A 26,250-nucleotide genomic window follows, 5' to 3' on the forward strand; every position below is an offset into this window, starting at 1 on the left:
CGTCAGGTCGTGTGCCGTGCCCGCGCGCCGCGCTCGATGGCAGCAGCATGCAAACGGTCGATGTCCAACTCGTAACGGATTTCCTCGAGCAGCCGCAATTCGGATTCTGCCAGCGTACCATCTGCAGCCGCAACATCACATGCAAGCGCATAGGAGGTTTCGTTCAGGCGTTCGGGCAGGTTGTCGCGGATCAGTCCAAACAGGGCATCCAGACCATCTTCTTGTTCAAACAGATCGAAGACGATCTGGGAAACGCGATACATCCGGTCGATGTCATATTCTGCAAAGACAGGCAGCATGTTGACCGCGCCCTCGATCTTGACCAGCTCGGCGGTGCGGATGGTCTCATCTGATGCAGAGATCGCAACCATAATCGCCACGAGGCAATCTTGAGGAGACATCGGGTGTGGCACTTGGTTGGTCATAGGGGTGTCCTGATTGAACTGTTCTGATCCCGCACGATAGGTGGGGCAGGGAATAGGTTCAACGGATTTTGGAGCGATAGATCAAAGAATGGGCAAAGGGCCACGTGTTTTCGTCTGCCGCAGTACAAAATTGCTGCGAGTGTCGCGGACTAACCCCGATTTCAACAGCCTTTGCATGATGAACGCCTCAAGATCTTCGGGTGTTTTCGAATAGACTTTCAGAATGAAGTCATGATCCCCGGTGATTGAGGCGCACTCGACAATCTGAGCCTCGGTCTCAACCAGCCGCAAAAACGAAGTGATGCTGTCTTCCTGATGATCGCGCAGCGCAACATGAACATAGGCTATTGCGTTCAGGCCGACGGATTTGGCGGGCACACGAGCGGTATAGCCCGCCACAACCCCGGCAGCTTCGAGATCGCGAACCCGCCGCCAACATTGCGAGGCAGACAGGCCGGTGCGATCCGCGAGCTCTTGCATAGACAGACGGCCATCGGTCTGAAGCTCTTGCAGGATAGCGATATCCGCGTTTTGAAGCGTTTGCGTCATATCTTTTGGGTTCGTGAAATGTTTAGGTCATATTGTTTGATTCTGAAAAACATTCAAATGAAATTTTTCACGATGGCTGGCTATACTCGTTTCAGGAGGAGCCTTCATGCCAAAGTCGACCAAATACGTCGCCAAGGTGGCCAATGCCAATGGTCACATCACATATACCGACGAAGAGGATGCTGTCTGGGCTGATCTTTATGCCGCTCAGCAAGAGAACGTACAGCGCTATATGGCGCGTGATTATCTTGCGGGGCTGGACCGGCTGGAGCTTCCGAAAACCCGTGTTCCATCATGCGCTGATATTTCTGAGAGGCTTCTGGATATGACAGGCTGGAAAGTGCAGCCTGTACCCGCGCTGATCGGGTTCAAGACTTTCTTTGGCATGTTGGCCGACCGGGTTTTCCCGGCGGCCTCGTTCATCCGGTCCCGCGAGGATTTCGATTACATCGAAGAGCCTGACATCTTTCATGAGATTTTCGGCCATACCCCACTGCTGAGCGATACGCGATTTGCCGCCTTCAGCCACGCTATCGGATTGGCGGGGGTGCAGGCCGGTGAAAAAGACTATGCCTGGCTGATCCGGCTGTATTGGTTCTCGATCGAATTTGGCCTGCGGCGTCAGGATGGGGTGATCAAGGCGCTGGGATCGGGGCTTGCCTCATCCCCGACCGAACTTGTCTACGCGGTGGAAAGCGAAATACCCGACCGCGATCCCTTTGACGTTCTGACGATCCTGCGCACGCCCTACCGGATTGATATGCACCAGATGGGCTATTTCGTGCTGGACGACCCCGAGGAACTGTTTGCTGCCGCCGATCGGGATTTGCTGGCGGATGTGCATAAGGCGCAATCACTGGGCCTGTTGCCGAATAAGTTTCCCGAAAAGGCAACAGCGGCGGAGTAAGCTGGACATGACCACATCAGAACAAACCTGCACCCTATCGGATCGGACCTGTGCCCCTTGTTCCGGCGGCATTCCAGCTTTGAACCGTGATGCGGCAAGCGCGCATCTGGCCCAGTTGACCTCCGATTGGTCGCTGGATGCGGATGCAAAAACTCTCAGCCGTCATTTCAAATTCAAAGGCTTTGCCAAGGCGACCTATCTGGCAAACCTTTGCGCCTGGCTGGCCGATCAGCAAGGGCATCATCCCGACATCAGATTTGGATGGGGATATGTGGATGTTCAGCTGACGACCCACGAAATTGACGGCCTTAGTGAGAATGATTTCATCTGGGCGGCCAAGTTGGATCAGTTAGTCGTCTGAGGCCAGTTTCCAGACAGGAAAAACAGCTTGCTTTATTGACTCATGCTGCACCGGCACAATAGGAGGGGTCGGTCGGCGGCAAACGAAAGCCGACGCTGTTTTCCCGATGGAGCTTAAAGAAAATGTCTGAACTGCGTGAAACCGCGATGTCGTCCAAGGCCTGGCCTTTTGAAGAGGCGCGCCGGTTGCTCAAACGCTATCAGAAAGGGGCTCCGGACAAGGGGTATGTGTTGTTCGAGACGGGCTATGGCCCGTCCGGCTTGCCGCATATCGGGACATTTGGCGAGGTGGCGCGGACCACCATGGTCAAGCGTGCGTTTGAGGCGCTGTCGGATATTCCGACCAAGCTGATCTGTTTCTCGGACGATTTGGACGGTATGCGCAAAGTGCCCGGCAACGTGCCGAATCCCGAAGCGCTTGAAGAGCATTTGCAGCGTCCTCTGACTTCGGTCCCTGATCCGTTCGGCGAATACCCAAGCTTTGGCGAATACAACAACGCAATGTTACGCCGGTTCCTCGACACTTTTGGGTTCGAGTATGATTTCTATTCGGCGCGCGACTTCTATCGCTCGGGTCAGTTTGACGAGATTCTGAAGCGGGCGGTCGACAACTATGATGCCGTAATGGCCATCATGTTGAAAAGCCTGCGAGAAGAGCGGCAGCAGACCTATTCGATCTTCCTGCCGATCCACCCCGAAACAGGTCGGGTTCTGTACGTGCCGATGAAAAAGGTCTGCGCCGAGACCTATACCGTCACCTTTGATGACGACGACGGCAAGGAATGGACGCTGCCGGTCACGGGGGGCAACGTAAAGCTGCAGTGGAAGCCGGATTTCGGTGCGCGCTGGGCCGCGCTGGGCGTCGATTTTGAAATGTACGGCAAGGAACATGCCACCAACGAAAAGATCTATGACGCGATCTGCCGGGCGTTGGGTGGCCGTGCGCCAGAGCATTTCAGCTATGAGCTGTTTTTGGATGAGAACGGTCAGAAGATTTCGAAATCTTCGGGCAATGGCGTCTCGATCGACGAATGGCTGACCTATGCACCGACTGAGAGTCTTGCGTATTTTATGTATCAAAAGCCCAAGACCGCCAAGCGCATGCATTTTGATGTGATCCCCAAGGCCTATGATGAATATCATCAGCAACTGCGGGCCTATCCGGGGCAAGAGTTGAAGGCGCAGTTGAACAATCCGGTGTGGCATATCCACGGTGGAGAGGTTCCTGAATCGACGCTGATGGTGCCCTTTGCGATGTTGCTGAATCTTGCTTCGGTTTCCGGGGCCGAGGACAAAGAGGCGCTGTGGGGGTTCATCCGTCGCTATGCGCCTGAGGCCACGGCTGAGACGCATCCTGATCTGGATCAGGCGGCGGGCTTTGCGGTCCGCTACTTTGACGATTTCGTCAAGCCCACCCGCCAGCACCGGGCGCCGACGGATCAAGAGCGCGAAGCGCTGGAGGCGTTGAAAGCAGAGCTGGCGGCATATGACGGACCGATCGAGGATGAGGCGCTGCAATCGGTGGTCTACTCTGTCGGGCGCGAGCGGTTTGACCCTATGCGGGGCTGGTTCACCGCGCTCTACGAGGTGTTGTTGGGCGCATCCCAGGGGCCGCGATTTGGCGGGTTTATTGCGCTTTACGGCGTGCCGGAAACCATTGCGCTGATCGACAAGGCGCTGGCCGGAGAGCTGGTCTGATTTGACCTGATCGCGTGTGGGGCTATCCTTCGATCAGGAGGTGGCCCCATGCGTCGTTTATTGCTTGCTGTATCTTTGAGTGCCGGACTGGCATCCGGAGCCATTGCCCAAAACGCCGAGATCGAGGCGAATATCGCGGGGCAGATACAGGCGTTCAAGGTGGATGATTTCGCAACCGCCTTTACATTTGCCAGCCCCACTATCCAGCGCCTTTTCGGAACGCCTGAGAATTTCGGGGTGATGGTCCGGCGTGGCTATCCGATGGTCTGGCGGCCTGCGGACGTGCGGTTTCTGGAACTTCGCGAAATTTCAGGGGCGTTGTGGCAGAAGGTGATGATCACGGATGGCGACGGGCAGATTCACATTCTGGACTACGAGATGATCCCTCAGGGACAGGGCTGGAAAATCAACGGCGTGCAGCTTTTGGGAAATTCGGATCCGGCGGCGTAGCGCAACACCACCGTCACGGTGATATGAGCGGCGGTTAATTCCTTTTCGATACTCAGGCTTTTGCGTTCGGGGCCGACCCCGAACACTGGGTTTATGCGCGTGGTGATTGGCCGCTGCGCGAATGGGAAAGGGATTTCTATGAACAAGGCAATCACCGACGGCATCGTGTTCATGCCGCCTGCTTTCGCAAACGGTCTGAACGTATGGTCAAGTGGTGACGGAACACCGGGTTCGCCAACCTATCATGGATCGGGGAATGGTGTATTTGTTCCGGCGGACGCGGATTTTGGCGGATGTCTGGAAATTCTGAAGGTGAACGCAACACAACAGCTGCGCTATATGGGTCAGACACCGCTGCTGCCGGGGTGCTACTTACAGATCAAAGCCCGGATAAAAGCGATTAGCGGCCCCTTGCCCGAGGTTCGTATCGCCGCTTGGGCGGGTGGTGCAGGTGATGTTCAGGTGACGGGCGTGGTCGAGCAAGGCCCGGCAACACTGCTATCTGGCTATGGCACAGTGCACGAAATCACAGCGATTGTGGGCGCGGGGCAACGGACGGGTGTGGATATGCCTTGGGGTGTTTCCGCCCTGTACGGGCATTTCGGGCTGGATATTGAAGGCACCAACGGCGCTTTGGTCCGGATCGACGATATCGAGATTACGGATGTCACCAATGTGTTCCTGCGCGACATGATCTCTCTGGTCGATATCCGTGATTTCGGGGCGGTCGGTGATGGTGTAGCGGATGACACAGCAGCGTTTGTCGCCGCTGATCAGGCGGCGAATGGACGACGTGTCTTTGTCTCGGATGGCACCTACCTGTTGACGGAAAACACGACGATCTCGTCTGAGGTGGAATTTGAGGGCATGGTCACAATGCCCGATGACAAGATGCTCTTGCTGACGAAGAACTTTAACCTGCCGGCCTATATCACGGCCTTCGGCGCCGAGGACCTGGCATTCAAAAAGGCCTTTCAGGCTTTGCTGAACAACTCGGATCATGAATCGCTGGATCTGGGCGGGCGCAAGATTTCGGTGAGTGAGCCGATTGACATGGCAGCGGCGGTTCCGAACAAACAAACAGGGTTTTCGACACGGCGGATCATCCGCAATGGCCAGTTCGATGTTCAAAGCAGTTCGGCCTGGGACACCGAGACATTCACATCTCTGGCAAGCTACAGCCCGTCGGACCCAACGCGTTTGACCAATGTTGCGAATGTGGCCAACATTCCTGTCGGCGCGCTGGTGCTGGGCAGCGGTGTTGGCCGCGAGATCTATGTCCGGTCCAAGGATGAGGGGGCGGGAGAGATCACTTTGAACGCGCCGATCTACAACGCATCCGGGACGCAGACATTTACCTTTTTGTCTTTCAAATATCTGCTTGATTTCAGCGGTTTCAGCACGTTGCGCAAGTTCGGAATGGAAGAGATCGAGTTTCAATGCAATGGCCGCTGTAGCGCAATCCGCCTTGCGCCTTCAGGCAGCACATTTGCCATAACGAACTGTTTTATCAGCCGACCTTTGGATCGCGGTATCACCTCGATCGGTACAGGGTGTCAGGGCATGTTGGTCGATAATTGTCAGTTCCTGTCTTCTGAAGAGTCCTTTGACGTCTCGGATCGCAAGTCGATTGCGTTGAATTCAACGGCCAATGACATCAAGTTGCGCCACAATCGCGCGGTTCGTTTCCTGCATTTTGCAGTGCTGGCAGGGACCAACAACATGGTCCTGGGCAACCATTTTTTCCAGGGAGACAGCATCGCTCAGGGGGTGCGCTCGGCCGGATTGGTCATGATCGGAACTTACAACAGCTCGACCATCGCCGAGAACTATGTCGATAACTGTTTTGTCGAATGGACAAATGAGCGGGATTCAGACCCTGTTTACACCGCTGGCTTCTCATTCAGCGCCATGAGCATTACCGACAATATCTTCTACTCGAACGAGGTCGCTCCCTGGTTCAGCAGCATTGTCATTCGTCCCTATGGCGCCGGGCATTTCCTGAACGGCGTTGTCGTGACGGGGAACAAATTCCGGTCCATCAACGGTGGGATCGACCGGGCCGAACGCGTGGACACGACATTCGCTGATCTGAACAACACAGCCCATTTGAACGTGACGTTTGAAAACAATACGTTCCATGGTGTCACTGCTAAAACCGCAAATCCACTGAGGGTACGGCACGCACAGAACACCGCTGCAACGGCGTGGACGGTGTCTTCTGAGGATCGGTTGCCCTTTGGTGGCAAGGCGCGCAGTTGTGACTCGGTTACCGTTCTGGGACCTTTGAAGACAGCGCTTGGGTCAACCAAATATTCGCACCCCTATGTCCTGCTGGAGCACGGGGTGGATGGATCTGATATCCAATTACGCTGGCCTGAGGGTCTGAAGGGCGAGGTTTCAGCAATCCTGAGGATGGAGCGCTGACGGTGCGGGCGTCTGCCTGAATTAATGTAGGAACGGATTGGACTTAGAATTCGTTCCACAAAGCTAGTCTGATGCCCGTGTTTTTGCGGGCATCATTTCTTTCCACCCCCAGAATCCAGGTAGTAGAACTGTCTTTGGTTCGGATCATGACCGAGGGGCGTGCCTTCCAATATATCGAGTGCCCAGACCTGTAGGCCGTTTCGATTTGGATAAGGGGATTGATCAACCTGTCCGATGAAAGCCCTGTTGTCAGGTCGAGCTTTCGATAGATGTCATCATGTGTTCGGTTTTCGATGGCGGCATCAATCGCGATCCAACCGCTTCCCAAGGCGCTCTGGAATCCTTTGCCGTAAGACAGCGTCACTTTGTACTGTGCCCAGGCCCGTTCTTGTTTGTGATATGCACCGGCACCAAATTCAGCAGCGAACCGACCCCATTGGCCCAAATCCGCTACTGGGACACGGGCAAAGATAAGTGCATGGCCATAGAGGTCTTGGTTTTGTTCGAAATCAAAGCCGACCGTCAGGTTCTTGCTGTATCCCCATTCCGCATAGAGAGAGGTTTTATAGTCGTACCCATCCTCAGGGAGCCGAAAAGCTGTCAGTGAGGCGGCTGTGAATGCTGCATCCTTTTCTCGCAGCCATGCACCTGACCAGGCAGGAGAGGCCATCAGCAACAGATGCAATATCAGGGCAATGCGATACATGCTTGCAGCTTCCGTCAGCATGGTTAACGGAGTGTTAGTGTTTTGTTCATTTTTCGAATTGATAAGAGCGGGCCTAGGCCAAAAGGAAACACAAGACCTTTCAGAATCCTGTGTTAGGTTTGAGACAGACAAGGGAGTTTCAAGATGCCAAAGATTTCCAAAAACGCTACTGTGCAGACCGTAATCACAACATTTGAAATGACGCCTGGCACCTGCCAGGATCTGCTCGAGGCGTTGACGGATGCCTATGCCAGCTTCATCTCAAAGCAACCTGGATTTGTTGCAGCGGGATTGCACGTGAATGACGCCCAGACCCGGATTGCCAACTATTCGCAATGGGAGCGTCGCGAGGATTTTCTGGCCATGCTGCGTACGACAGAAATGCGTGATAGAAACCGTAAAATCAACGAGTTGTGCAAGAGTTTTGAACCCGTCATGTACGATGTTGCGGAAACCTTCAACTGATCCTGACCTGGATCAATGTCACGCGCCTGGTAATCGACCAGTATGCTTGAGCAACCAAGGAGGCGCGTGCCATGTATCACAATATTCTTGTACCAATATCATTCGACGACGCGCGTGATATGCCGTCTGCATTGAAACTGGCGCAACTGTTGGCAGCACCCGAGTCACAGGTCACGTTGCTGCACGTGGTCGAACATATACCGGCCTATGCCAGCGCTTATATGCCGGTCGGGTATCTGGACGAGGCGCGCAAGGCTGTTCAGGCCGAGTTGGATGCGCTGGCGGAAAATATTTCGGGCGCCCGCGGAGTCGTTGTCGAGGGGCATTCCGGTCGGACGATCCTTGACTGGGCCGACGTGAATAAGCCGGATCTGATCATTATCGCGTCTCATCGACCAGGTATGCAGGACCTGCTTTTGGGCTCCACCGCTACCCATGTTGTCCGCCACGCTGCATGCTCAGTGCACGTGGTGCGTTAGGTCTCTGCCAGATGACAAGCGAGCAGCCAAGAATTTGGCGGTCTGTCTTGTTTGCTTGGCCCAGGCTCGTAGAGCGTCCTGCATCGTGACAGAGTTTCACAAATATGTTTGTCCCTTAGGTATCGGCATCCCACGGATACTGGTGTATTGATCGGGAATGCAGCCAGAAAAGACCACTCCCAAGGCGCTGTTCACGGATCCGAAATCGGCCAAACGTGTTCAACGCGCCGAAGCTCTGCGCCGGCGCGCATTGTCACCGGTGCGGATTCTCCTGATGGTTCTCATGTTGCCGCTGACGACAGGCATCATTGCCCTGAGCGTCTGGTTGCGCACTTCCGAATTCGAGCGTGATGAGGCGGTTTTACATCTTGTTGCTCTTGCCGGATGTGGTGCTGCGCTCTCGGTTCTTCCTGGTCCGTTTCTGGAGGGCGAGCCGGGCTATCACCTGCAAAACGATCCCGATCAGGATGGTGTGGCCTGTGGAGTGATTGCCCCGAATGCAGAACAAAGCGCTGCCCCTCAAAAACGCGTTGGCAATGCCAAATTCGTGAGGCCCTGACAGGTGGGTAAGGACTTCGGAACAAAGAGGCTGAGCCGATGACGCGAGCAGAGTTCAACAGTTTCTGCGCGGGCCTGAAGGCCAGCTCTCATGTAGTTCAATGGGGCAATGCAGACGTGTGGAAAGTGGGGGGCAAGGTGTTTGCGATCTGCGGCTGGAACGACGGTCAGGACGCCTTCACCTTCAAAGCCACTGAACTGGCCTTTGAGGTGTTGAGCGACGAACCCGGAATTCGCCCTGCGCCATATTTGGCCTCGCGCGGGATGAAATGGCTGCAGGTCTATGAGGACCGCGGGATGAGCGACACGTCGCTGCGCGAGCATATCGTGACGTCCTATGATCTGGTCGTGGCCAAGCTGACCAAGAAGATGCGGGCGGAACTGGGCGTATAGGAATAGGTAATCCCATCCGCCACCCAGCCCATTTCACCTTTACTCACTTGCGCCAATAGTTGTTCGCCGCCGCCACGGTCTGGTAATTTGTCGCCACGACATGCGACACCATAGTCAGGCTGTCCGCATCGTTTTCGTAGATCGGCCTCAGGCGCTGACGAATCTCGTCATTGGGCTGCGTCTTCTTAACCGCCATCCGTGATAGTTTGATTGCCAGGTCAAATCCCTCCTCGGGTGTCTCGGTGATGAGCGTTGGTAGCCAGGACATGTGTTGCCTCATATATCGTGTACAATAATATCGAGCACGATATAAACTACCTTGTGGGTGTGGGTCAATGAATTATATCGTGCACGATATAACCGAGCGAAGGTGCTGCCGTGACAAATTCTCCGACCCAACCGAAGACCGACGAGATGTTTTGCCATGCGGTCTATACGTCATGGCATGTGATCAACCGCGCTTATAAGAGACACCTCGGCCCGCTAGGGCTGACCTATCCGCAATACATCACCCTGACTCTGCTGTGGCAGAGAGACCGGCGAAATGTCAGTGAGTTGGCCAACGCGTTGTCGATGGAAACCAGCACGCTGACCCCGCTTCTGAAACGCCTTGAGGCCGACGGGCTTGTCGACCGAACCCGTAGCAAAGAGGACGAACGCCAGGTTGTTGTTTCTCTGACCGGGGCGGGATCGGCCTTGCGGTCTGTGGCGCATGAGATCACCGCCTGCATGATCGCCGATACCGGGCTGGACGAACCTGACCTAGACCGCCTTTTGAATACGCTGGAGAAGCTGAAAGCCAGCTTGTCTCAGGCCGGCAATTAGCTCAGGCCGCAAACACGGTGAACGGCGCTTTGGTTGTTCGGGTTCGATCTGGCTGCGGCTGTGGAATCACAATATGTGATTCAGATGTCGCGCCTTCCGCGCTGGGCAGCAACTCTGGCGTGTCAGTGGCCCAAATACAGTGAGGCGTATGGTTGAAAATGGCCACAAATCAAGCGTATCAATGTGAGATTTCGGGCTGCCGTGCTAGGTTGTGTGCGGCGGGGTCGTTCCGACCGCGCCACATGGCGATATCGCCGGACGAGGGAGGAAGATCATGTTCGCACGTATTACTCAATTCAAGATGAAGCCCGGCACGCGTGAGATGGCGACGGCGAAAATGAACGCATTGAAATCAGAAATCATGGGCATGCCCGGCATGCACAGCTTTACCAATGTGATGAACGAGGACGGGTCGGGCTATGTGATCTCGGTTGTTGAAAGCGAGGCGACCTCGAACGCAAACGCACCCAAAGTGGCCGAGCTGTGGGGCCATTTCGCCGAGTTCATGGAAAGCCCGCCAACGCCGGTTGGGTATGATGTGATTGCCCATTGGGATAAGGGGTAAAGTATCGAGCGGGATATTCCCGCCCACCTTTTTTGCAAAAGAACCTGTGCCAGATCCTCGGCCAGCACCACACGGGTGCCGCGCACCCGGTGAATGGCGCTTTGGACCTCATGCGTGGAGGGGAGGTTTTTTGTGTTCGTCATGGCAACCGTTTGGAATCACAATTTGTGATTTCCAACGTGGAGGAGAGGGCGCTGGGCTGGAAGGGTGGAGTATGAGGTGGCGAGTAGGATGAGTGATCCCACCCATCGTGGAGCGCAATCGAAAATGGTGGGTGCGAGCATCCATCCTACGCTTGCTGGGGTTTTCCCATCAAACGTTTAGGTCGCCTAGGAGTGATGGTTGGAAACTCATCCTACGCCTGCCGGACTGTATTGCTTAGAAGCAGAAAATTTGGTAATTTTTGGATTTGTGGAGGAAGAGTATTGGAAGGCCTCAAAAACAAAGAAAATAAACCAGACAAACAAACTATTAGCCGATGGCCATTGGCGGGATTACTCGTTGGCTTACCGCTATTTTTTGCTTTGTTTTCGATATTTGGGTTTGCGCCGGTGTATTGGGAAGATTTGGAATTCCCGAGGTCTTTGCTGAGTTCTTTCCTTGGACCGTTATTGGCCGTAATTGCTTTGTTAGTTACTGTAGCGCTTTGGGCCCTTTTGTTCAGTGCTCATCTAAAACTTTCTAATGTCGAAAGAAAGTTACAGGCAATGAAGGAACAGCTTGAAGTACTTGATAAGTTGAATTTTGGTAAAAAATTCAAACAATAGTGTACAAATGTATTCGCACGATTTCAGACATGTGAACGTTGATGACCTCAATGACCTGCTACGCGACAATAGTAGCCAGCTTGTAGAGATTGCTCAGAGAATAGAAGATAACCGAGTTCTCGTAGATCAGGAAAAAGATAGGCTAAGAGAACTTGCGCCACGAGCTTTCATAGAAACATTTGGAAACATTGCTTCTGCTTTTGCGGCCACATTAAACCCTATTGGATTTCTATTTCTCTTAGTTAGTTTGGGATACTCTTTCAAGGACGCATGTAGTGCTGCCGAAATCTATGCTAGAATTTGCTCACTTTCTGAGGAAGTAGATAGGCTGGAGAATGAAGCTCACATTCGTTTGAACGAAAAGCAGCTGATTGAATTGGAACTTTCAAAGAGATAATTGACTGTATCCAGTCGATCAATTATTTCTGCTTCCTCCGCTTCACATTCCCACCCCGTTGTCCCGGCCTGCCAGCGGTTGACCGTCCGCGTGATTTCACCGCGTCCTCGGATGCTTTCTCGACCGCCCATTGGCGCGCCATAGGGTCGTCGGCGATGGCTAGGTCGACCGCTTCTAGGCGTTTGATCTCATCCCGAATGTTGGCGGCCTCTTCGAATTCCAGGTTCTCGGCGGCTTTGCGCATCTTGTCGCGCAGCCCGTCCAGATGCGCCTCAAGGTTCGCGCCGTGCATCGGTTTGTCGATGGTGGCGGTGACGCGGTTCATGTCGACGTCGCCTTTGTAGAGACCGGCCAGAACGTCCTCGACGTTTTTCTTCACCGTTGCTGGGGTGATGCCGTGTTCCTCGTTATAGGCGATTTGCTTGGCGCGGCGGCGATCGGTTTCGTTCAGCGCGCGCTCCATGGAACCGGTGATCTTGTCGGCATACATGATCACTCGCCCGTCGGCGTTCCGCGCGGCGCGGCCAATGGTCTGGACTAGTGAGGTCTCGGATCGCAGGAAGCCTTCTTTGTCGGCGTCCAGAATGGCGACCAGCCCACATTCAGGGATGTCGAGCCCCTCGCGCAGCAGGTTGATACCGATCAGTACGTCAAACGCGCCCAACCGCAGGTCGCGCAGAATCTCGATGCGTTCCAGTGTGTCGATATCCGAGTGCATGTAACGGACCCTAATGCCCTGTTCGTGCATGTATTCAGTCAGGTCCTCGGCCATGCGTTTGGTCAGAGTGGTGACCAGCGTGCGATAACCGTCGGCGGCGACCTTGCGCACCTCGTCCAGCAGATCGTCGACCTGCATGCCGACAGGGCGGATTTCGACCTCGGGATCCAGCAGGCCGGTGGGGCGGATCACCTGTTCGGTGAAGACGCCGCCGGTCTGTTCGATCTCCCACTTCGCAGGCGTGGCCGAGACGAAGACGGATTGCGGGCGCATGGCGTCCCATTCCTCGAACTTGAGGGGTCGGTTGTCCATGCAGGATGGCAGGCGGAACCCGTGTTCGGCCAGGGTGAATTTGCGCCGATAGTCGCCCCGGTACATGCCGCCGATCTGCGGCACGCTGACATGGGATTCGTCAGCAAACACGATGGCATTGTCGGGGATGAACTCGAATAGGGTTGGCGGCGGCTCACCCGGTGCGCGGCCGGTCAAATAGCGTGAGTAGTTTTCGATCCCGTTGCAGACGCCAGTGGCCTCAAGCATTTCCAGATCGAAGTTGGTGCGCTGTTCCAGCCGTTGGGCTTCCAGCAGCTTGCCCTCGCCGACCAGCTGGTCCAGCCGGATACGTAGTTCCTTTTTAATGCCGATGATCGCTTGGTTCATCGTTGGCTTCGGGGTCACATAGTGCGAGTTCGCATAGACCCGCACCTGTTCCATATTCGCGGCGCGTTCGCCGGTCAGCGGGTCAAACTCGGTGATGGTTTCCAGTTCCTCGCCGAAGAACGAGAATTTCCAAGCGCGATCTTCAAGGTGGGCGGGCCAGATTTCAAGGCTGTCACCCCGCACTCGGAACGAGCCCCGTTGGAATGCCTGATCATTTCGGCGGTATTGCTGGGCGACCAGATCGGCCATGATCTGGCGCTGGTTGTATTCACCGCCGACCTTCAGGTCCTGCGTCATCGCCCCATAGGTTTCGACCGAACCGATACCGTAGATGCACGACACTGAGGCGACGATGATCACGTCATCGCGTTCCAGCAGCGCGCGGGTGGCCGAGTGGCGCATCCGGTCGATCTGTTCGTTGATCTGGGATTCTTTCTCTATATAGGTGTCGCTGCGCGCGACATAGGCCTCGGGTTGGTAGTAGTCGTAGTAAGACACGAAATACTCGACCGAGTTTTCCGGGAAGAAACCTTTGAACTCACCATAGAGCTGCGCCGCCAGTGTCTTGTTGGGCGCAAGGATGATGGCGGGTCGCTGGGTTTCCTCGATCACTTTGGCCATTGTGAAGGTCTTGCCCGTCCCGGTCGCGCCCAGCAGTACCTGTTCTCTTTCGCCGTCGAAGATACCGTTGGTCAGCTCTTTGATCGCGGTGGGCTGGTCGCCTGCCGGTGAGAACTCGGTATGCATGACGAATTCTTTACCGCCTTCCAGTTTCAGGCGGGCGCGGACGTCATCAGCAGTCAGCTGAGTCTTGTCGGAATGGGCGTAAGGCATGGGCAGGCTCCGGGTCAGGCCCCTACATTTGTTCTTATTTTGTCCAACTGCAAGACCTGATCCGGTTCAGAAACTCAGTTTCAGTAATAGGCATACTGTGCATCGGGGATTTGAACCGATTGCACCTCGTCGGCCAGCGCTTTCAGGTTGTCACCCAGGACACGCCCCATCATCGCTTTCAGCACAGTCTGCCCGATAAGCCATCCCAATGGACCAAACTTCATTTGATAATCCATGCTCCAGACTACTCTGGATTGGTTGTTGGCAAGGGGTTCAACGGCGATTGCTGCATGTGCTTGGGTCAGAGGCATTGCAGACATCTCAGACAAGCGGACACGGTAGCCCCGGTTGATTTGCCAATCCGTGACTTCTTCGACCAGAGACGTCCCATTTTCAAAATGGCATCGTCGTTTCGATCCCACCCCATCCGCACCTTGTGTTAGCGCATCTACTGAAGTCACCTGCGGGGCGAAATCGTCGATATGCATGAACCGGCTCAGAATGGCCCAGATATCTTCGGGTCGGGTATCAATGTCGAGGCTGCGTTCGTGGTGGATCATCTTGCTGTCCTTGTTGTGTCGTTTGAATGATTATACCATTCCCCTAATGACAGTTTTCGTCATCAGAACATCCTTGTCCTCCGCGACATTTGCCACCTTGTCCCAGGCCTCGCTCTGACGCATAAACAACCTCAGCCAAGTGAGTACGGAGAGGCGACATGCGCGCACGGATCTACCAGCCTTCGCGGAATGCGATGACATCGGGTACGGCCAAGACCCGGCATTGGGTGTTGGAATATGCCCCAGCATCCACGCGCGAGGTTGATCCATTGATGGGCTGGACGTCTTCCAGTGACACCCAGACCCAGGTGCGTCTGAATTTCGACACCAAGGAAGAGGCGCTGGATTACGCCAAGGACAACGGTATCGACGCACAGGTCAGTGAACCGCATAAACGCAAGCCGAACCTGCGCGCGCGCGGTTATGGCGAGAATTTTGCCACCGATCGGCGCGCACCCTGGACGCACTAAATGATCGACATTCGCGAGACTGACCCAACCTCCGACGCATTGCGCCCGGTGGTCGAGGCGCATGTTGCCCATAGCGAAACCGCCGGGCCAGCCAAGAGCAATCACACGATGGATGCCAGTGCCTTGGCCGGGCCCGGAATGCGGTTCTGGGCTTTGTATGAGGGTAACAAGGTGCTGGGCTGCGGCGCGCTCAAGGCGCTGCCGGATGGGACCGCCGAAGTCAAATCCGTGCATATCCTTGCCGCCGCGCGTGGCCGCGGTCTGGCGCGAGTGATGATGACCCATCTTGCTGATCACGCACGGGTCGAAGGAACCTCGGCGCTGGTTCTTGAGACGGGCGCCGATCATCTGTCCTACTATGACGCCGCGCGCAGGCTGTATGAAGCGCTGGGCTATTCCTATTGCGGCCCGATCTACGGCTATGAGGCCGACCCCAACAGTGCCTTCATGCGATTGGATCTAAAGCCCGCAGAATAGGCCGGTTGTTAGGCACTATCTTCGTTCAGCAATGCCACGACCTGTTGCGTTTCGAGTCTTTGTCGCGTTGCGCCAGGTATCTGGACGAACAGAAAGCGGCCCGTTGGGCAGGTGGATTCGCTTGCAGACTTAAGAGCGCCGCTTGCCAGGGCATCCTCAAGCAAACATAGATGCCCCATCAGAATACCCGCACCTGCCTTCGCTTCCTCCACGGCCAGGCTGTACAGAGAAAACTTCGGCCCGGTCTGCGCATCTTGCAGTTCAATTCCCGTGTTCTGTGACCAGATTGTCCAATCGTCGTTCCAGGTCTGGTCATGCAGAAGGACGGTGTCGCCAAAGTGGTTCATACGTTCGATCAGGCTAGGCGCGCCGACTGGAGAGATAAGATCGGGGCAAATGCAAATCTGCTCGGGCTCAGCATTCGGTTCGCCAATGAATATGGCCAGATCGAACAATTCCCGATCAAGACTGGGTGGGTTTTCCATCGCGGTCACCGAAAAATTGATATGCGGAAACTGCGCCCTGACCCGGCTTAGCCGTTTCGGCAGCCAAAGCTGCGCAACAGATGGCAAGGCGGCGATATGAAAATCGGCGTTGGGTTTGAGGTTGCGGAGGGCACGCGTCGCCTCGGCCAACCCGTCGAAGGCCGCAGAGAATTCAGCCACCAGCGAAGCCCCGGCCTTGGTCAGTTCCACCCCCTGCGCGTTGCGCCGAAACAACGCGGTACCTGCCCAGCCTTCCAGTGTCTTGATGTGCTGCGAAATCGCTCCGGGCGTAACGCTCAATTCCTCAGCGGCGGCGACAAAGCTGTCATGACGTGCGGCAGCTTCAAAGGCGCGCATTGCATTCAGCGGGGGCCCTTTCGGGCGTTTGGGCATGACACTCATTTCAAGCCTTAGTTTTTCTACGCCAAGAAATAGCAAATCTGCTTTGCGCTGTCACGGAATGGCTGCCACCATGCTGCAAAACGGAGGACGTCCAATGACGCTTGCACAACGAGATTGGGTGCCGAGCACCAGTGAAACCCTGATTCAAGACATAGCGGCCACGACGGCGTCCGCAACGTCTGCCGATCTGCTGGCCCGTATCGAGCAGCTGGCCGAGCAGAACCGAGTGATCCATGAGGAAGAGTGCTTTAACCTCAACCCTGCGACCAATGTGATGAACCCGAAAGCCGAAGCGCTATTATCCTCTGGCATCGGGTCGCGCCCCTCTTTGGGGTATCCCGGCGACAAATACGAAATGGGACTGGAAGCGATCGAGGAAATCGAAGTGATCGCGGCCCAGCTTTGCGCGGATGTGTTCGATGCCAAATTCACCGAGGTTCGTGTGCCTTCTGGTGCGATTGCCAACCTCTATGGCTTTATGGCCACCTGCAAACCGGGCGACACAATCATTGCGCCGCCCGCATCCCTAGGCGGGCATGTGACGCATCATGTCGATGGCTGCGCCGGCTTATACGGCTTGCGCACCATAGAGGCCCCGGTGAATGCCGATGGCTATACCGTTGATCTGGACCAACTGCGGGCGCTGGCACGGGCCGAGCGGCCCAAGTTGATTACGATTGGTGGCAGCCTGAACCTGTTCGAGCATCCCGTGTCCGAAGTGCGGTCCATCGCCGATGAGGTCGGGGCCAAGGTCATGTTCGATGCGGCCCATCAATGCGGCATTATTGCCGGGCGCGCCTGGTCCAACCCGCTGGCCGAGGGCGCGCATTTCATGACGATGAGCACCTATAAAAGCCTTGGTGGCCCTGCAGGTGGGCTGATCGTTTCGAATGATGCAGAAATCGCCAAAACGCTGGACGCTATCGCCTTTCCCGGCATGACGGCCAATTTTGATGCGGCGAAAACTGCCGCGCTTGCGGTCACGATGCTGGACTGGAAAGACTTTGGCGCGGCCTATGCGAAAGAGATGATCGCCATGGCGCAGGCATTGGCTGCGGCTTTGGATGCACAAAATGTGCCTGTGTTCGCTGGGGCCGAGGGCTTTACCAACTCTCACCAGTTCGCTGTGCTGGCCGAGCCATTCGGGGGCGGGCAAGCGGCCTCAAAAACCTTACGCCAAGCTGGGTTCCTTGCCTGCGGCATCGGTCTGCCCGTGGCGGCGGTTGAGGGTGATATGAACGGTCTGCGGATTGGCACGCCCGAGCTTGTTCGTTGGGGGATGACCGCAGGCGATTCGGATCGTCTGGCGGGGTTGATCAAACAAGGTCTGCAAGGCGCGCCGATTGCCTCCGAGGTTTCAGCCTGGAGACGCGCGTTCAATACGCTGTGCTTTGTCCATTAGATCACCGTTTCCAAAAGCAACCGGTGCGCACGGTGTTTGGTGATCGTTCAATCCCGGCCTTCACAAATGAAGGGCCGGGATCTGTTCCGCTTGATCCAAACTTAGTTTCCCAGAATTCCAGGCAGGCGCAGCCCGTGTTCACGGGCGCAATCCTTGGCCAGGTCATAACCAGCATCGGCGTGACGCCACACGCCCGAGGCAGGGTCGTTCCACAAAACGCGCTCCAGGCGTTTGGCAGCATCATCGGTGCCGTCGGCGCAGATCACCACACCCGCATGCTGGGAAAAGCCCATGCCAACGCCGCCGCCATGGTGCAGAGATACCCATGTCGCGCCCGAGGCAGTGTTGACCAGTGCATTTAGCAGAGGCCAGTCCGAGACCGCGTCAGACCCGTCCTTCATCGCTTCGGTCTCGCGATTGGGCGAGGCGACTGACCCGGAATCCAGATGGTCACGACCAATGACCACCGGCGCGCTTAGCTCGCCCGTTCTGACCATCTCGTTAAACGCCAGACCCAGGCGATGTCGGTCACCCAGACCAACCCAGCAAATACGCGCAGGAAGGCCTTGGAATGCGATCCGTTCGCGCGCCATATCCAGCCAGTTGTGCAGATGCGTGTTATCGGGCAGCAGTTCCTTGACCTTTTGATCGGTCTTGTAGATGTCCTCGGGGTCCCCCGACAAGGCCGCCCAGCGGAACGGGCCAATGCCACGGCAGAATAGCGGACGGATATAGGCAGGCACAAAGCCCGGGAAGGCGAAGGCGTCTTCCAGACCTTCCTCAAGCGCCATTTGCCGGATGTTGTTGCCGTAATCGACGGTTGGAACACCATCATTGTGAAAGGCAACCATCGCCGCGACCTGCACCTTCATCGAGGCGCGGGCTGCCTTTTCCACTTCCTTCGGAGCGGTTTCAGCCTTGGATCGCCACTCGGCTACGGTCCAACCTTGAGGCAGGTACCCATTGATCGGGTCATGCGCGCTGGTCTGATCGGTGACGATGTCGGGCTTGACGCCGCGCTTGTGGATCTCGGGGAAGATATCGGCGGCATTGCCGATCAGCGCCACGGATTTGGCTTCGCCCGCTTTGGTCCAACGCTCGATCATATCCAGCGCCTCGTCCAGGCTGTGGGTTTTCTCGTCGACATAGCGCGTGCGCAGTCGGAAATCGGCGGATTTCTCGTCGCACTCCACGGCCAGACAGCAGGCACCCGCCATCACAGCAGCCAGTGGCTGAGCACCGCCCATACCACCCAGACCCCCGGTCAGGATCCAACGGCCTTTCAGACTGCCACCATAGTGCTGGCGTCCTGCTTCCATGAAGGTCTCATAGGTGCCTTGGACGATGCCCTGCGACCCGATGTAAATCCAGGAACCCGCAGTCATCTGGCCATACATCGCCAGACCTTTCTTATCCAACTCGTTGAAGTGATCCCAATTCGCCCAATGCGGCACCAGGTTCGAGTTGGCAATCAGCACGCGCGGTGCGTCCTTGTGGGTTTTGACGATGGCGACGGGCTTTCCCGACTGCACGACCAGGGTTTCGTCCGCTTCCAGATCTTTCAGGCTGTCGACGATCAGGTCGAAATCCTTCCAGGTTCGCGCGGCCCGGCCTATGCCGCCATATACTACCAGCTCGTGCGGGTTTTCTGCCACGTCGGGATGCAGGTTGTTCATCAGCATCCGCAGTGGTGCTTCGGTCAGCCAGCTTTTGGCATTCAGTTCGGTCCCGGTTGGCGGATAGATGTCCCGGCTGTTCTTACGAGGATCGCTCATCGGTCATTCCCTTCAGATTGGATAGAGCCCGACAGGGCAAGGGCATTGAAGTTTTCAATCATGTGTCTCGGCTGCGGTCGCGCGCCATCATGGCAAAGACCGCCATCAGTTAAGGCCCGGCAAAGAGGCGTTCAGCGCGTTCAGCAACGCGCCCGACGCAACTAATTCCTTTGCCGCTTTCAGATCGGGCGCCATATAGCGATCCTCTTGCAGGCTCGAAACATCCTCGCGCAGCCGTGCGATGGCCTGTTGCAGCAACGGGCTTGTCTGGAGGGGCGCACGGAATTCGATGCCACGCGCGGCGCAGAGCAGCTCGACCCCAAGGATGTGGTTGAGATTTTCGACCATGCGGGCCAGCCGCCGCGCACCATGCGCTGCCATCGAGACGTGATCTTCCTGATTGGCGGAGGTGGGTGTTGAATCGGTGACACAAGGGTTGGCCAGATGCTTGTTCTCGCTCATCAAAGCGGCTGTCGTCACCTCTGCAATCATCAGGCCGGAATTCAATCCGGGTTCAGGTGTCAGGAAGGGCGGAAGATCGAAGCTGAGCGTTGGATCGACCATCAGAGCAATACGCCGTTGACTGATCGCGCCAATCTCGGACAATGCCAGCGCAATCATGTCAGCAGCGAACCCAACGGGTTCCGCGTGAAAATTACCACCGGACACGATCATATCCGCTTCGGTCAGCACTAGTGGGTTGTCTGTTGCAGCATTCGCTTCGATCAAAAGGGTCTGTGCGGCCTGTCGCAGGACATCCATCGCCGCACCAGTCACCTGCGGCTGACAGCGGATGCAATAGGGATCCTGAACACGTGTATCATCATCCCGGTGGCTTTCTCGAATTTCGGATTGCGCCAGTATCTCACGCATCGAACCTGCCGCTTCGATCTGGCCACGATGTCCTCGCAGCGCATGGATTTCGGGCTGCAGCGGAGCGGTTGATCCCATGATGGCATCGGTGGACATGGCCGAGATGACCAGCGCATTGCGCACAGCACGCCAGACTTCGAACAGACCGGCAAGCGCATAGGCCGTTGAAAACTGTGTGCCATTGATAAAGGCCAAACCTTCCTTGGGGCCAAGCTCGATCGGGGACAGGCCAGCCTTTGCAAGCGCCTCGGCGCCCGGAAGAATTTCGCCTTTATATTCCGCCTCTCCCTCACCGATCACTACTGCGGTCATATGTGAAAGAGGTGCCAGATCGCCTGACGCGCCAACCGATCCCTGATTTGGAACAACAGGGGTGACGCCTTTTTCCAGCATGTCTTGCATAAGCTTGATCAGTTGCCAGCGGACGCCAGATGCGCCACGGCCAAAACTCAATAGCTTAAGAGACATCATAAGCCGAACCATCCGGCGGGGCATCGCGTTTCCTACGCCGCAGCAATGGCTGAGGATCAGATTTCGCTGCAAAGTGGCGGTGTCTTCAGATTTGATCTTGAGACTGGCCAATTTGCCAAAACCCGTGTTGACGCCATAAACCGGTACATCACCCGCAGCGGCGATAGCGATCCGTTTTGCGGCCGCCTCGACCGCAGGACGACACGTCGGATCAAGTATGACCGAGGCTTCATCCCAATAGATGGTTTCAAGCTGAGGCAGAGTAGCCTGCCCGGGCGCCAGAGTGAGAGTTGTCACGCTTGACCTCCAAAGATGCGTTTGTGAAGCGGGTTGAACCCGATACGATAAGAAAGCTCGGCCGGACGGCCCACATTCCAGACCGCCAGATCGGCCCGCTGACCCGCGGCGATCATACCGCGATCACTCAAACCAAGGGCACGCGCTGCGTTACAGGTTACGCCCGCAAGTGTTTCCTCTGGCGTCATGCGGAACAGGGTGCAGCCCATATTCATGGTCAGAAGAAGAGATGTCAGGGGGGATGATCCCGGATTGCAATCGGTTGCCAGTGCCATTGGGACATCGTGTTTGCGCAGCAGCTCAATCGGAGGCTGACGCGTTTCACGCAGAGTATAGAACGCACCGGGCAGGATTACGCCCGCTGTTCCCGCCTGGGCCATGGTGATCACGCCGTCTTCGTCAAGATACTCGATATGATCCGCAGACAATGCGCCATAGGAGGCGGCAAGCTGCGCCCCGCCCAGATTAGAAAGCTGCTCGGCATGCAGTTTAACCGGAAGGTCAAGCGCAGCGGCGGCGTCAAAGACACGGGCGATCTGTTTGGGCTGAAAGGCGATCCCTTCGCAGAATCCGTCAACCGCATCGACCAGCCCTTCTATATGGGCGGCCCGCAAGGTCGGAATGACGACCTCGTCGATATAGGCGTCATCGCGCCCCTTGTACTCTGGCGGAGTCGCGTGGGCGCCCAGATATGTGGTTTGAACAGAAACCGGGCGACGTTTTCCAATTTCGCGCGCGGCGCGCAGCATGTTCAGCTCTGTCTGTTGTTCTAGCCCATAGCCGGACTTGATTTCGATAGTGGTCATGCCCTCTTGGATCATCGCGTCGACGCGGGGCAATGCACTTTCTATCAGCTCTTCCAGGCTGGCGGCCCGTGTCGCTTGAACGGTTGCGTTAATACCGCCTCCGGCGCGCGCAACCTGTTCATAGCTTGCACCATTCAGGCGCATTTCAAACTCTTGGGCGCGGTCGCCGCCAAATACAACATGGGTGTGGCAGTCGATCAAACCGGGCGTCACAAGGCGTCCGTTCAGATCCTCGGCCTCAAGCTCGGTATATTCATCGGGCAGATCGCGTCTGGGTCCGACCCATTCGATAAACTCACCTGTTATTACGATGATGCCATCCTCGATTAGCCCATAAGGGCCCTGCTGGCTGGCTTGTGTTGCAATTTTTGCGCCACGAAGGGTTGTTTTACCAGTCATGAGAATCTGATCCCAAGTTGCAATGCTTCTGAAATAGGTATACTGATTACTGCATAATGTGTACACAAAATAATGAAAGGCATCGCGCCGAAGCCGCCTTCTTGGAGTCAAATTAGGTGGAGGACTTAGGTGCGGGGCAGAGTTACATGCTTCATTGCAGATGTCTTATGTGTATGTATAAGCCAATTAAGGCCGGTTTTTGAGTTGGGGAGTTTTATGGCAAGACCTCAGGGGAACATGAGCTTTCGGGACATCAAGCAGGTGGTTTTGGATCGAATCCAAACCGGTATCTGGAGCCCGGATTCCATTTTGCCAAGCGAGATGGATTTGGCCGCTGAATTCTCAAGTACACGAACAACGGTCAACCGGGCGTTGAGAGAGCTTGCCGAAGAAGGATACCTGGAAAGAAAACGCAAGGCCGGCACGCGGGTTCTGAATTCTCCCATCAGAAAGGCGCAATTTGCGATCCCTTTGGTGCGTGACGAGATAACGGCCACCGGTGCGGCCTATCGGTACTCTTTGGTGGACCGAGAGGTGCAACCCGCACCGTCCTGGCTGGCATCACGCCTCGACCTGAAAAAAGAGCAGGACGTCTTGCACCTGCGATGTATGCATTATGCCGACAACGTAGCGTTTCAGCTTGAGGTGCGATGGATAGTTGCCGACGTTGTACCTGAAGTGTTGGAGGAAAGCTTCGAACAATCGGGGCCGAATGACTGGTTGGTTAACAGGGTGCCATTCAGCAATCTGGAGCTTAGTTTCATGGCGACCAAGGCTGATGGTGAAATCTCCAAGTTCCTGGACACGCCACCTGGCGACCCGATCTTTACCGCCGAACGCATTACCTGGCTGCGTCGCGCGCCGGTGACATATGCCAAGCTTTACTTTGCACCGGGTTACCGGATGACGACGCATCTCTGATCTGACCGGAGTCCAGCTTTTGGGGCGATAAAAAATATCGGTCTTCGTCGGTCTGCCGAATTATGGGCTGACAGAACATCAAACAAAGGGAACGCGATGGCTGTTCAGAATCTAATGACGTTTAAGGCGGGTTCAACGCCGATTTTGCTGAATGTCCCACATGCCGGAACCTTGCTGCCTCCGGAGGTTGAACGCCGTTTGCGACCCGCCGCGCTGGAGCTGAAGGATACGGATTGGCACATGGACAAGCTGGCGCTGCCTTGTGCCGAATTGGGTGTGGGTGTCATGGCGGCGCAGTATTCGCGCTATGTGGTGGACCTGAACCGTTCAGCTGATGACGCGCCGCTTTATTCCGGTCCGACAACCGGCCTGATATCGCAAATCGATTTTGACGGTCAGCCGCTTTATCTGGAAGGGCAAGAGCCAGATGGGCAGGAGACACAGACGCGCATCCAATCCTATTGGGCACCGTATCATCAGGCGCTCAAGGCTGAGATTCTGCGGATCAGGGCGCAGTTTGGCACCTGCATACTGTTGGATCTGCATTCCATCCGTTCCGAAGTGCCAAGGCTGTTTGATGGGGTGCTGCCGGATTTGAATCTGGGCACAAATAGCGGGGCCAGCACAGCCGCGCGCTTTGAGGCCTGCGCCGAAAGATCGCTGGGGTCCGGCCAATACAGCTTTGTCAAAAACGGCCGCTTTAAGGGAGGCCATATTACCCGGCACTATGGCCAACCCGACCAGAACATTCATGCGCTGCAACTCGAAATTGCACAGTCCACCTATATGATCGAGCACGCCCCTTGGGATCTTGTGTCCCCTAAGGCAGAGGTGCTTGGCACCGCGATCAAGAACCTTGTTACCGCGTTGTTGGATGAAGTTAACACCACCCGTGGATGACCCAAACAGACTCGCCGATACGGCATCCAAGTAAAGGAAAGTGGATGACAACTGGATTTCATTTCAAACAGGCACTGACGGACCAGGGTTGGCTTAGCAATATCTCCGTAACCGTCACGGAATCAGGTGAGTTCGGAGCACTGGTCGCAGACGACAATCCCAACGCCTATCCGGTGATTGAAAGCCCGGTTGTGCCGGGCATGCCCAACCTGCACAGTCATTCCTTTCAATACGCGATGGCTGGGTTATCAGAAGTGCGCCGGAATCCGGTCGACAGCTTCTGGTCCTGGCGCGAAATGATGTATTATTTCGCTCATAACGTATCGCCCGAGGACCTGCAGGCAATCACTGCCAAGCTGTATATGAAATTGCTCAAAGGCGGCTATACCGAGATTGTCGAGTTTCATTATCTGCACAACAAAGAGGATGGAGCGCACTACGCCCAACCTGAGGAGCTGTCTTCTGCTATTGTCTCTGCTGCAGATCGAATGAGCCTCAGCCTGACGCATCTTCCGGTGTTTTATGCACACGCAAATTTCGGCGGGCTGTCTCCGCAAGATGCTCAGAGGCGATTCACCAATGCACGCGATCAATACGCTTTGCTGATCGAAACCCTGAAGCAGCAGCATGAAAAGCTTAACCTCGGAATCGCGCCGCATTCCCTGCGCGCCGTAACCGAGGATGAAATGTCATGGCTTATGGAGCTTCGGCAAGACCAGTTGCCGGGGTGTCCAGTTCACATCCATGTGGCCGAACAGACCAAAGAGGTGGAAGACAGTATCGCCCATAGTGGCAAACGCTCTGTTTCGGCGCTGATGGACCAGGTCCAGATTGACGCCGCGTGGTGCCTGATCCATGCCACCCATCTGGATGACGCCGAGGTTGCGGCCATTGCCGCTTCGGGCGCGACCGTGGGTCTGTGCCCGCTGACGGAATCAAATCTTGGAGACGGGATTTTCCGGGCGGTCGATTTCGTGGCAGCAAATGGCCATTTTGGTATCGGCTCGGACAGCAACATCTGTACCCAGGCAGTTCAGGAGCTGCGCACACTGGAATATAGTCAGCGCCTGCTGCACCGGCAGCGCAATGTTATGTGCTCCAAGGACATGCCCAATGTCGGTGGTTATCTCTGGCAAGCCGCCGCCCAAGGTGGAGCGCGTGCAGCCGGGCGCAATATCGGCCGTATCGCAGAAGGGTGCCGTGCTGATTTTGTAGAATTGTCTTACGATAGGAATGGTCTGATGGCGGCGGTGTCGCCCGAAGCCGTGCTGGATTTCCACATGTTCTCGGGTCAGCAGGCAGAAATCATTGCCGTCTATGTTGCTGGTCAAAAGGTCATTGAAGATGGTCAGCACCCCGATCACGAGTCCATCGACGCCGGATATATTTCCACCATGCGTCGGTTGGCGCAAAAACTATGATGAAGGGTGAATAGAACCAACGGAACTCATTACTGCGCGAGCTTAAGAACCTTGGGGCACTTGGTGCTGGTCAGGCTGAAAACATTGTCCGAGATCGCCAAGGAATTTTCTGTCACCCAGCCCATTGGATTCGAACATTCCAGTTGGTTCGCGCCTTCCGTACCTTGTCACATCAATTGCGCGCGTGATGCTGGCGGATCTGAGCGAAACGGAACTGGATCACCGTACCCCCCAATGACGGGTCTGGGCATGTGTGCGGTGCTATTAACAATTCCGGCCACCGCAATCAGCTGGGATCTGCGGAAGATCTGATCAAACAGGTCTGCCACTGCGCGGCGCAATATCAAATTGCAGTGATGCAGGTGGCGGCATCCCAGTTTGCCGATGTATTCCGTCATCGTGACAGGC

The 26,250-nt window shown here is 55.9% G+C and carries 29 protein-coding genes; 19 read left to right on the forward strand and 10 right to left on the reverse strand.

The genetic code is table 11. The annotated features are described in order from the left end of the window. Nucleotides 1-2 precede the first annotated feature (2 nt). Together AC2FIP_RS08695 and AC2FIP_RS08700 are read right to left on the reverse strand one after the other, a co-directional pair. Nucleotides 3-425: a tellurite resistance TerB family protein gene (locus AC2FIP_RS08695; RefSeq protein WP_142635642.1), complete on the reverse strand. Its 423-nt coding sequence runs from the start codon at nt 423-425 to the stop codon at nt 3-5. A gap of 81 nt (nt 426-506) precedes the next feature. Next, a complete protein-coding gene (locus tag AC2FIP_RS08700) occupies nt 507-974 on the reverse strand; it encodes an Lrp/AsnC family transcriptional regulator (RefSeq protein ID WP_496785987.1) in 468 nt (155 codons plus the stop codon). A 106-nt stretch (nt 975-1,080) separates the two neighbouring features. Between AC2FIP_RS08700 and AC2FIP_RS08705 the strand changes: the two genes are divergently transcribed. The 5 genes from AC2FIP_RS08705 to AC2FIP_RS08725 all read left to right on the forward strand — a co-directional run bounded on the left by AC2FIP_RS08705 (nt 1,081) and on the right by AC2FIP_RS08725 (nt 6,816). Beyond that, the gene (locus tag AC2FIP_RS08705) at nt 1,081-1,881 is read left to right on the forward strand and encodes a phenylalanine 4-monooxygenase (protein ID WP_496785988.1); all 801 of its coding nucleotides are present in this window, start codon (nt 1,081-1,083) and stop codon (nt 1,879-1,881) included. Nucleotides 1,882-1,888: 7 nt separating this feature from the next. Beyond that, nucleotides 1,889-2,242, forward strand: a complete 354-nt coding sequence (locus AC2FIP_RS08710) for a 4a-hydroxytetrahydrobiopterin dehydratase (protein ID WP_142635646.1) — start codon at nt 1,889-1,891, stop codon at nt 2,240-2,242. A gap of 122 nt (nt 2,243-2,364) precedes the next feature. Continuing rightward, nucleotides 2,365-3,939: a lysine--tRNA ligase gene (locus AC2FIP_RS08715; RefSeq protein WP_496785989.1), complete on the forward strand. Its 1,575-nt coding sequence runs from the start codon at nt 2,365-2,367 to the stop codon at nt 3,937-3,939. A gap of 48 nt (nt 3,940-3,987) precedes the next feature. Beyond that, nucleotides 3,988-4,389, forward strand: coding sequence for a DUF4864 domain-containing protein (locus AC2FIP_RS08720; protein ID WP_496785990.1), 402 nt, complete (start codon nt 3,988-3,990; stop codon nt 4,387-4,389). 138 nt (nt 4,390-4,527) lie between these two features. Then, nucleotides 4,528-6,816 carry a glycosyl hydrolase family 28-related protein gene (locus AC2FIP_RS08725; protein ID WP_496785992.1) on the forward strand — a complete coding sequence of 763 codons (2,289 nt, stop codon included), beginning with the start codon at nt 4,528-4,530 and terminating at the stop codon, nt 6,814-6,816. A 43-nt stretch (nt 6,817-6,859) separates the two neighbouring features. Here the strand turns inward: AC2FIP_RS08725 and AC2FIP_RS08730 are convergent, their stop codons facing one another. Further along, nucleotides 6,860-7,522: a hypothetical protein gene (locus tag AC2FIP_RS08730; RefSeq protein WP_496785994.1), complete on the reverse strand. Its 663-nt coding sequence runs from the start codon at nt 7,520-7,522 to the stop codon at nt 6,860-6,862. 144 nt (nt 7,523-7,666) lie between these two features. On the opposite strand from AC2FIP_RS08730, the gene AC2FIP_RS08735 reads away from it, so the two are divergent. The 4 genes from AC2FIP_RS08735 to AC2FIP_RS08750 all read left to right on the forward strand — a co-directional run bounded on the left by AC2FIP_RS08735 (nt 7,667) and on the right by AC2FIP_RS08750 (nt 9,417). After that, on the forward strand, nt 7,667-7,987 hold the full coding sequence (locus tag AC2FIP_RS08735; protein ID WP_496785995.1) for an antibiotic biosynthesis monooxygenase family protein: 321 nt from the start codon (nt 7,667-7,669) through the stop codon (nt 7,985-7,987). Between the two features lie 71 nt (nt 7,988-8,058). Next, nucleotides 8,059-8,466 (forward strand): universal stress protein, encoded by a 408-nt coding sequence (locus AC2FIP_RS08740; RefSeq protein ID WP_496688893.1) that lies wholly within the window; start codon nt 8,059-8,061, stop codon nt 8,464-8,466. A gap of 157 nt (nt 8,467-8,623) precedes the next feature. Further along, nucleotides 8,624-9,025: an excalibur calcium-binding domain-containing protein gene (locus AC2FIP_RS08745; protein WP_246097187.1), complete on the forward strand. Its 402-nt coding sequence runs from the start codon at nt 8,624-8,626 to the stop codon at nt 9,023-9,025. 38 nt (nt 9,026-9,063) lie between these two features. Then, a complete protein-coding gene (locus AC2FIP_RS08750) occupies nt 9,064-9,417 on the forward strand; it encodes an MmcQ/YjbR family DNA-binding protein (protein WP_142635658.1) in 354 nt (117 codons plus the stop codon). Between the two features lie 43 nt (nt 9,418-9,460). Here the strand turns inward: AC2FIP_RS08750 and AC2FIP_RS08755 are convergent, their stop codons facing one another. Then, nucleotides 9,461-9,685, reverse strand: coding sequence for a hexameric tyrosine-coordinated heme protein (locus AC2FIP_RS08755; RefSeq protein ID WP_142635660.1), 225 nt, complete (start codon nt 9,683-9,685; stop codon nt 9,461-9,463). A gap of 110 nt (nt 9,686-9,795) precedes the next feature. Here AC2FIP_RS08755 and AC2FIP_RS08760 point away from each other — a divergent pair, with 110 nt between their 5' ends. The 4 genes from AC2FIP_RS08760 to AC2FIP_RS08775 all read left to right on the forward strand — a co-directional run bounded on the left by AC2FIP_RS08760 (nt 9,796) and on the right by AC2FIP_RS08775 (nt 11,971). Next, the gene (locus AC2FIP_RS08760) at nt 9,796-10,242 is read left to right on the forward strand and encodes a MarR family winged helix-turn-helix transcriptional regulator (RefSeq protein WP_496785996.1); all 447 of its coding nucleotides are present in this window, start codon (nt 9,796-9,798) and stop codon (nt 10,240-10,242) included. Between the two features lie 274 nt (nt 10,243-10,516). After that, entirely contained in the window at nt 10,517-10,807 is a 291-nt protein-coding gene (locus tag AC2FIP_RS08765; protein WP_496709164.1) for a hypothetical protein, read from the forward strand. Nucleotides 10,808-11,145: 338 nt separating this feature from the next. Continuing rightward, nucleotides 11,146-11,574, forward strand: coding sequence for a hypothetical protein (locus AC2FIP_RS08770; RefSeq protein WP_496785998.1), 429 nt, complete (start codon nt 11,146-11,148; stop codon nt 11,572-11,574). 31 nt (nt 11,575-11,605) lie between these two features. Then, on the forward strand, nt 11,606-11,971 hold the full coding sequence (locus tag AC2FIP_RS08775; RefSeq protein WP_496785999.1) for a hypothetical protein: 366 nt from the start codon (nt 11,606-11,608) through the stop codon (nt 11,969-11,971). Nucleotides 11,972-11,993: 22 nt separating this feature from the next. Here the strand turns inward: AC2FIP_RS08775 and uvrB are convergent, their stop codons facing one another. Both uvrB and AC2FIP_RS08785 read right to left on the reverse strand, forming a co-directional pair. After that, entirely contained in the window at nt 11,994-14,183 is a 2,190-nt protein-coding gene (gene uvrB / locus AC2FIP_RS08780; protein WP_496693620.1) for an excinuclease ABC subunit UvrB, read from the reverse strand. 80 nt (nt 14,184-14,263) lie between these two features. Beyond that, nucleotides 14,264-14,743 (reverse strand): SRPBCC family protein, encoded by a 480-nt coding sequence (locus AC2FIP_RS08785; RefSeq protein ID WP_496786000.1) that lies wholly within the window; start codon nt 14,741-14,743, stop codon nt 14,264-14,266. Between the two features lie 158 nt (nt 14,744-14,901). Here AC2FIP_RS08785 and AC2FIP_RS08790 point away from each other — a divergent pair, with 158 nt between their 5' ends. Both AC2FIP_RS08790 and AC2FIP_RS08795 read left to right on the forward strand, forming a co-directional pair. Then, nucleotides 14,902-15,213 carry an ETC complex I subunit gene (locus AC2FIP_RS08790; protein ID WP_142635668.1) on the forward strand — a complete coding sequence of 104 codons (312 nt, stop codon included), beginning with the start codon at nt 14,902-14,904 and terminating at the stop codon, nt 15,211-15,213. Further along, nucleotides 15,214-15,690 (forward strand): GNAT family N-acetyltransferase, encoded by a 477-nt coding sequence (locus AC2FIP_RS08795; protein ID WP_496786001.1) that lies wholly within the window; start codon nt 15,214-15,216, stop codon nt 15,688-15,690. 8 nt (nt 15,691-15,698) lie between these two features. On the opposite strand, the gene AC2FIP_RS08800 is transcribed toward AC2FIP_RS08795, so the two are convergent. Then, the gene (locus AC2FIP_RS08800; RefSeq protein ID WP_496691739.1) at nt 15,699-16,568 is read right to left on the reverse strand and encodes a LysR family transcriptional regulator; all 870 of its coding nucleotides are present in this window, start codon (nt 16,566-16,568) and stop codon (nt 15,699-15,701) included. Between the two features lie 103 nt (nt 16,569-16,671). Here AC2FIP_RS08800 and glyA point away from each other — a divergent pair, with 103 nt between their 5' ends. Next, the gene (gene glyA, locus AC2FIP_RS08805; RefSeq protein ID WP_496786002.1) at nt 16,672-17,979 is read left to right on the forward strand and encodes a serine hydroxymethyltransferase; all 1,308 of its coding nucleotides are present in this window, start codon (nt 16,672-16,674) and stop codon (nt 17,977-17,979) included. Between the two features lie 101 nt (nt 17,980-18,080). On the opposite strand, the gene hutU is transcribed toward glyA, so the two are convergent. The 3 genes from hutU to hutI form a co-directional block, all read right to left on the reverse strand. Further along, nucleotides 18,081-19,754: a urocanate hydratase gene (gene hutU / locus AC2FIP_RS08810; RefSeq protein WP_496786004.1), complete on the reverse strand. Its 1,674-nt coding sequence runs from the start codon at nt 19,752-19,754 to the stop codon at nt 18,081-18,083. A 105-nt stretch (nt 19,755-19,859) separates the two neighbouring features. Continuing rightward, nucleotides 19,860-21,395: a histidine ammonia-lyase gene (gene hutH / locus AC2FIP_RS08815; protein ID WP_496701674.1), complete on the reverse strand. Its 1,536-nt coding sequence runs from the start codon at nt 21,393-21,395 to the stop codon at nt 19,860-19,862. Then, entirely contained in the window at nt 21,392-22,600 is a 1,209-nt protein-coding gene (gene hutI, locus AC2FIP_RS08820; protein WP_496786005.1) for an imidazolonepropionase, read from the reverse strand. Before hutI ends, hutH begins: the two co-directional genes overlap by 4 nt. 216 nt (nt 22,601-22,816) lie before the next feature. On the opposite strand from hutI, the gene hutC reads away from it, so the two are divergent. The 3 genes from hutC (at nt 22,817) to AC2FIP_RS08835 (ending at nt 25,842) form a co-directional block, all read left to right on the forward strand. After that, a complete protein-coding gene (gene hutC, locus AC2FIP_RS08825) occupies nt 22,817-23,521 on the forward strand; it encodes a histidine utilization transcriptional repressor HutC (protein WP_246097191.1) in 705 nt (234 codons plus the stop codon). A gap of 96 nt (nt 23,522-23,617) precedes the next feature. Next, nucleotides 23,618-24,421: an N-formylglutamate deformylase gene (gene hutG, locus AC2FIP_RS08830; RefSeq protein WP_496786007.1), complete on the forward strand. Its 804-nt coding sequence runs from the start codon at nt 23,618-23,620 to the stop codon at nt 24,419-24,421. 44 nt (nt 24,422-24,465) lie between these two features. Beyond that, entirely contained in the window at nt 24,466-25,842 is a 1,377-nt protein-coding gene (locus tag AC2FIP_RS08835) for a formimidoylglutamate deiminase (protein WP_496786008.1), read from the forward strand. Nucleotides 25,843-26,250: the final 408 nt, after the last annotated feature.

The organism is Ruegeria sp. CDSB114 (assembly GCF_059611025.1).

Bases quoted from the DNA above. Each gene is read 5' to 3' on its own strand.
- AC2FIP_RS08695 (WP_142635642.1), bottom strand. From the start codon at position 425: ATGACCAACCAAGTGCCACACCCGATGTCTCCTCAAGATTGCCTCGTG.
- AC2FIP_RS08700 (WP_496785987.1), bottom strand. From the start codon at position 974: ATGACGCAAACGCTTCAAAACGCGGATATCGCTATCCTGCAAGAGCTT.
- AC2FIP_RS08705 (WP_496785988.1), top strand. From the start codon at position 1,081: ATGCCAAAGTCGACCAAATACGTCGCCAAGGTGGCCAATGCCAATGGT.
- AC2FIP_RS08710 (WP_142635646.1), top strand. From the start codon at position 1,889: ATGACCACATCAGAACAAACCTGCACCCTATCGGATCGGACCTGTGCC.
- AC2FIP_RS08715 (WP_496785989.1), top strand. From the start codon at position 2,365: ATGTCTGAACTGCGTGAAACCGCGATGTCGTCCAAGGCCTGGCCTTTT.
- AC2FIP_RS08720 (WP_496785990.1), top strand. From the start codon at position 3,988: ATGCGTCGTTTATTGCTTGCTGTATCTTTGAGTGCCGGACTGGCATCC.
- AC2FIP_RS08725 (WP_496785992.1), top strand. From the start codon at position 4,528: ATGAACAAGGCAATCACCGACGGCATCGTGTTCATGCCGCCTGCTTTC.
- AC2FIP_RS08730 (WP_496785994.1), bottom strand. From the start codon at position 7,522: ATGTATCGCATTGCCCTGATATTGCATCTGTTGCTGATGGCCTCTCCT.
- AC2FIP_RS08735 (WP_496785995.1), top strand. From the start codon at position 7,667: ATGCCAAAGATTTCCAAAAACGCTACTGTGCAGACCGTAATCACAACA.
- AC2FIP_RS08740 (WP_496688893.1), top strand. From the start codon at position 8,059: ATGTATCACAATATTCTTGTACCAATATCATTCGACGACGCGCGTGAT.
- AC2FIP_RS08745 (WP_246097187.1), top strand. From the start codon at position 8,624: ATGCAGCCAGAAAAGACCACTCCCAAGGCGCTGTTCACGGATCCGAAA.
- AC2FIP_RS08750 (WP_142635658.1), top strand. From the start codon at position 9,064: ATGACGCGAGCAGAGTTCAACAGTTTCTGCGCGGGCCTGAAGGCCAGC.
- AC2FIP_RS08755 (WP_142635660.1), bottom strand. From the start codon at position 9,685: ATGTCCTGGCTACCAACGCTCATCACCGAGACACCCGAGGAGGGATTT.
- AC2FIP_RS08765 (WP_496709164.1), top strand. From the start codon at position 10,517: ATGTTCGCACGTATTACTCAATTCAAGATGAAGCCCGGCACGCGTGAG.
- AC2FIP_RS08770 (WP_496785998.1), top strand. From the start codon at position 11,146: ATGGTTGGAAACTCATCCTACGCCTGCCGGACTGTATTGCTTAGAAGC.
- uvrB (WP_496693620.1), bottom strand. From the start codon at position 14,183: ATGCCTTACGCCCATTCCGACAAGACTCAGCTGACTGCTGATGACGTC.
- AC2FIP_RS08785 (WP_496786000.1), bottom strand. From the start codon at position 14,743: ATGATCCACCACGAACGCAGCCTCGACATTGATACCCGACCCGAAGAT.
- AC2FIP_RS08790 (WP_142635668.1), top strand. From the start codon at position 14,902: ATGCGCGCACGGATCTACCAGCCTTCGCGGAATGCGATGACATCGGGT.
- AC2FIP_RS08795 (WP_496786001.1), top strand. From the start codon at position 15,214: ATGATCGACATTCGCGAGACTGACCCAACCTCCGACGCATTGCGCCCG.
- AC2FIP_RS08800 (WP_496691739.1), bottom strand. From the start codon at position 16,568: ATGCCCAAACGCCCGAAAGGGCCCCCGCTGAATGCAATGCGCGCCTTT.
- glyA (WP_496786002.1), top strand. From the start codon at position 16,672: ATGACGCTTGCACAACGAGATTGGGTGCCGAGCACCAGTGAAACCCTG.
- hutU (WP_496786004.1), bottom strand. From the start codon at position 19,754: ATGAGCGATCCTCGTAAGAACAGCCGGGACATCTATCCGCCAACCGGG.
- hutI (WP_496786005.1), bottom strand. From the start codon at position 22,600: ATGACTGGTAAAACAACCCTTCGTGGCGCAAAAATTGCAACACAAGCC.
- hutC (WP_246097191.1), top strand. From the start codon at position 22,817: ATGGCAAGACCTCAGGGGAACATGAGCTTTCGGGACATCAAGCAGGTG.
- hutG (WP_496786007.1), top strand. From the start codon at position 23,618: ATGGCTGTTCAGAATCTAATGACGTTTAAGGCGGGTTCAACGCCGATT.
- AC2FIP_RS08835 (WP_496786008.1), top strand. From the start codon at position 24,466: ATGACAACTGGATTTCATTTCAAACAGGCACTGACGGACCAGGGTTGG.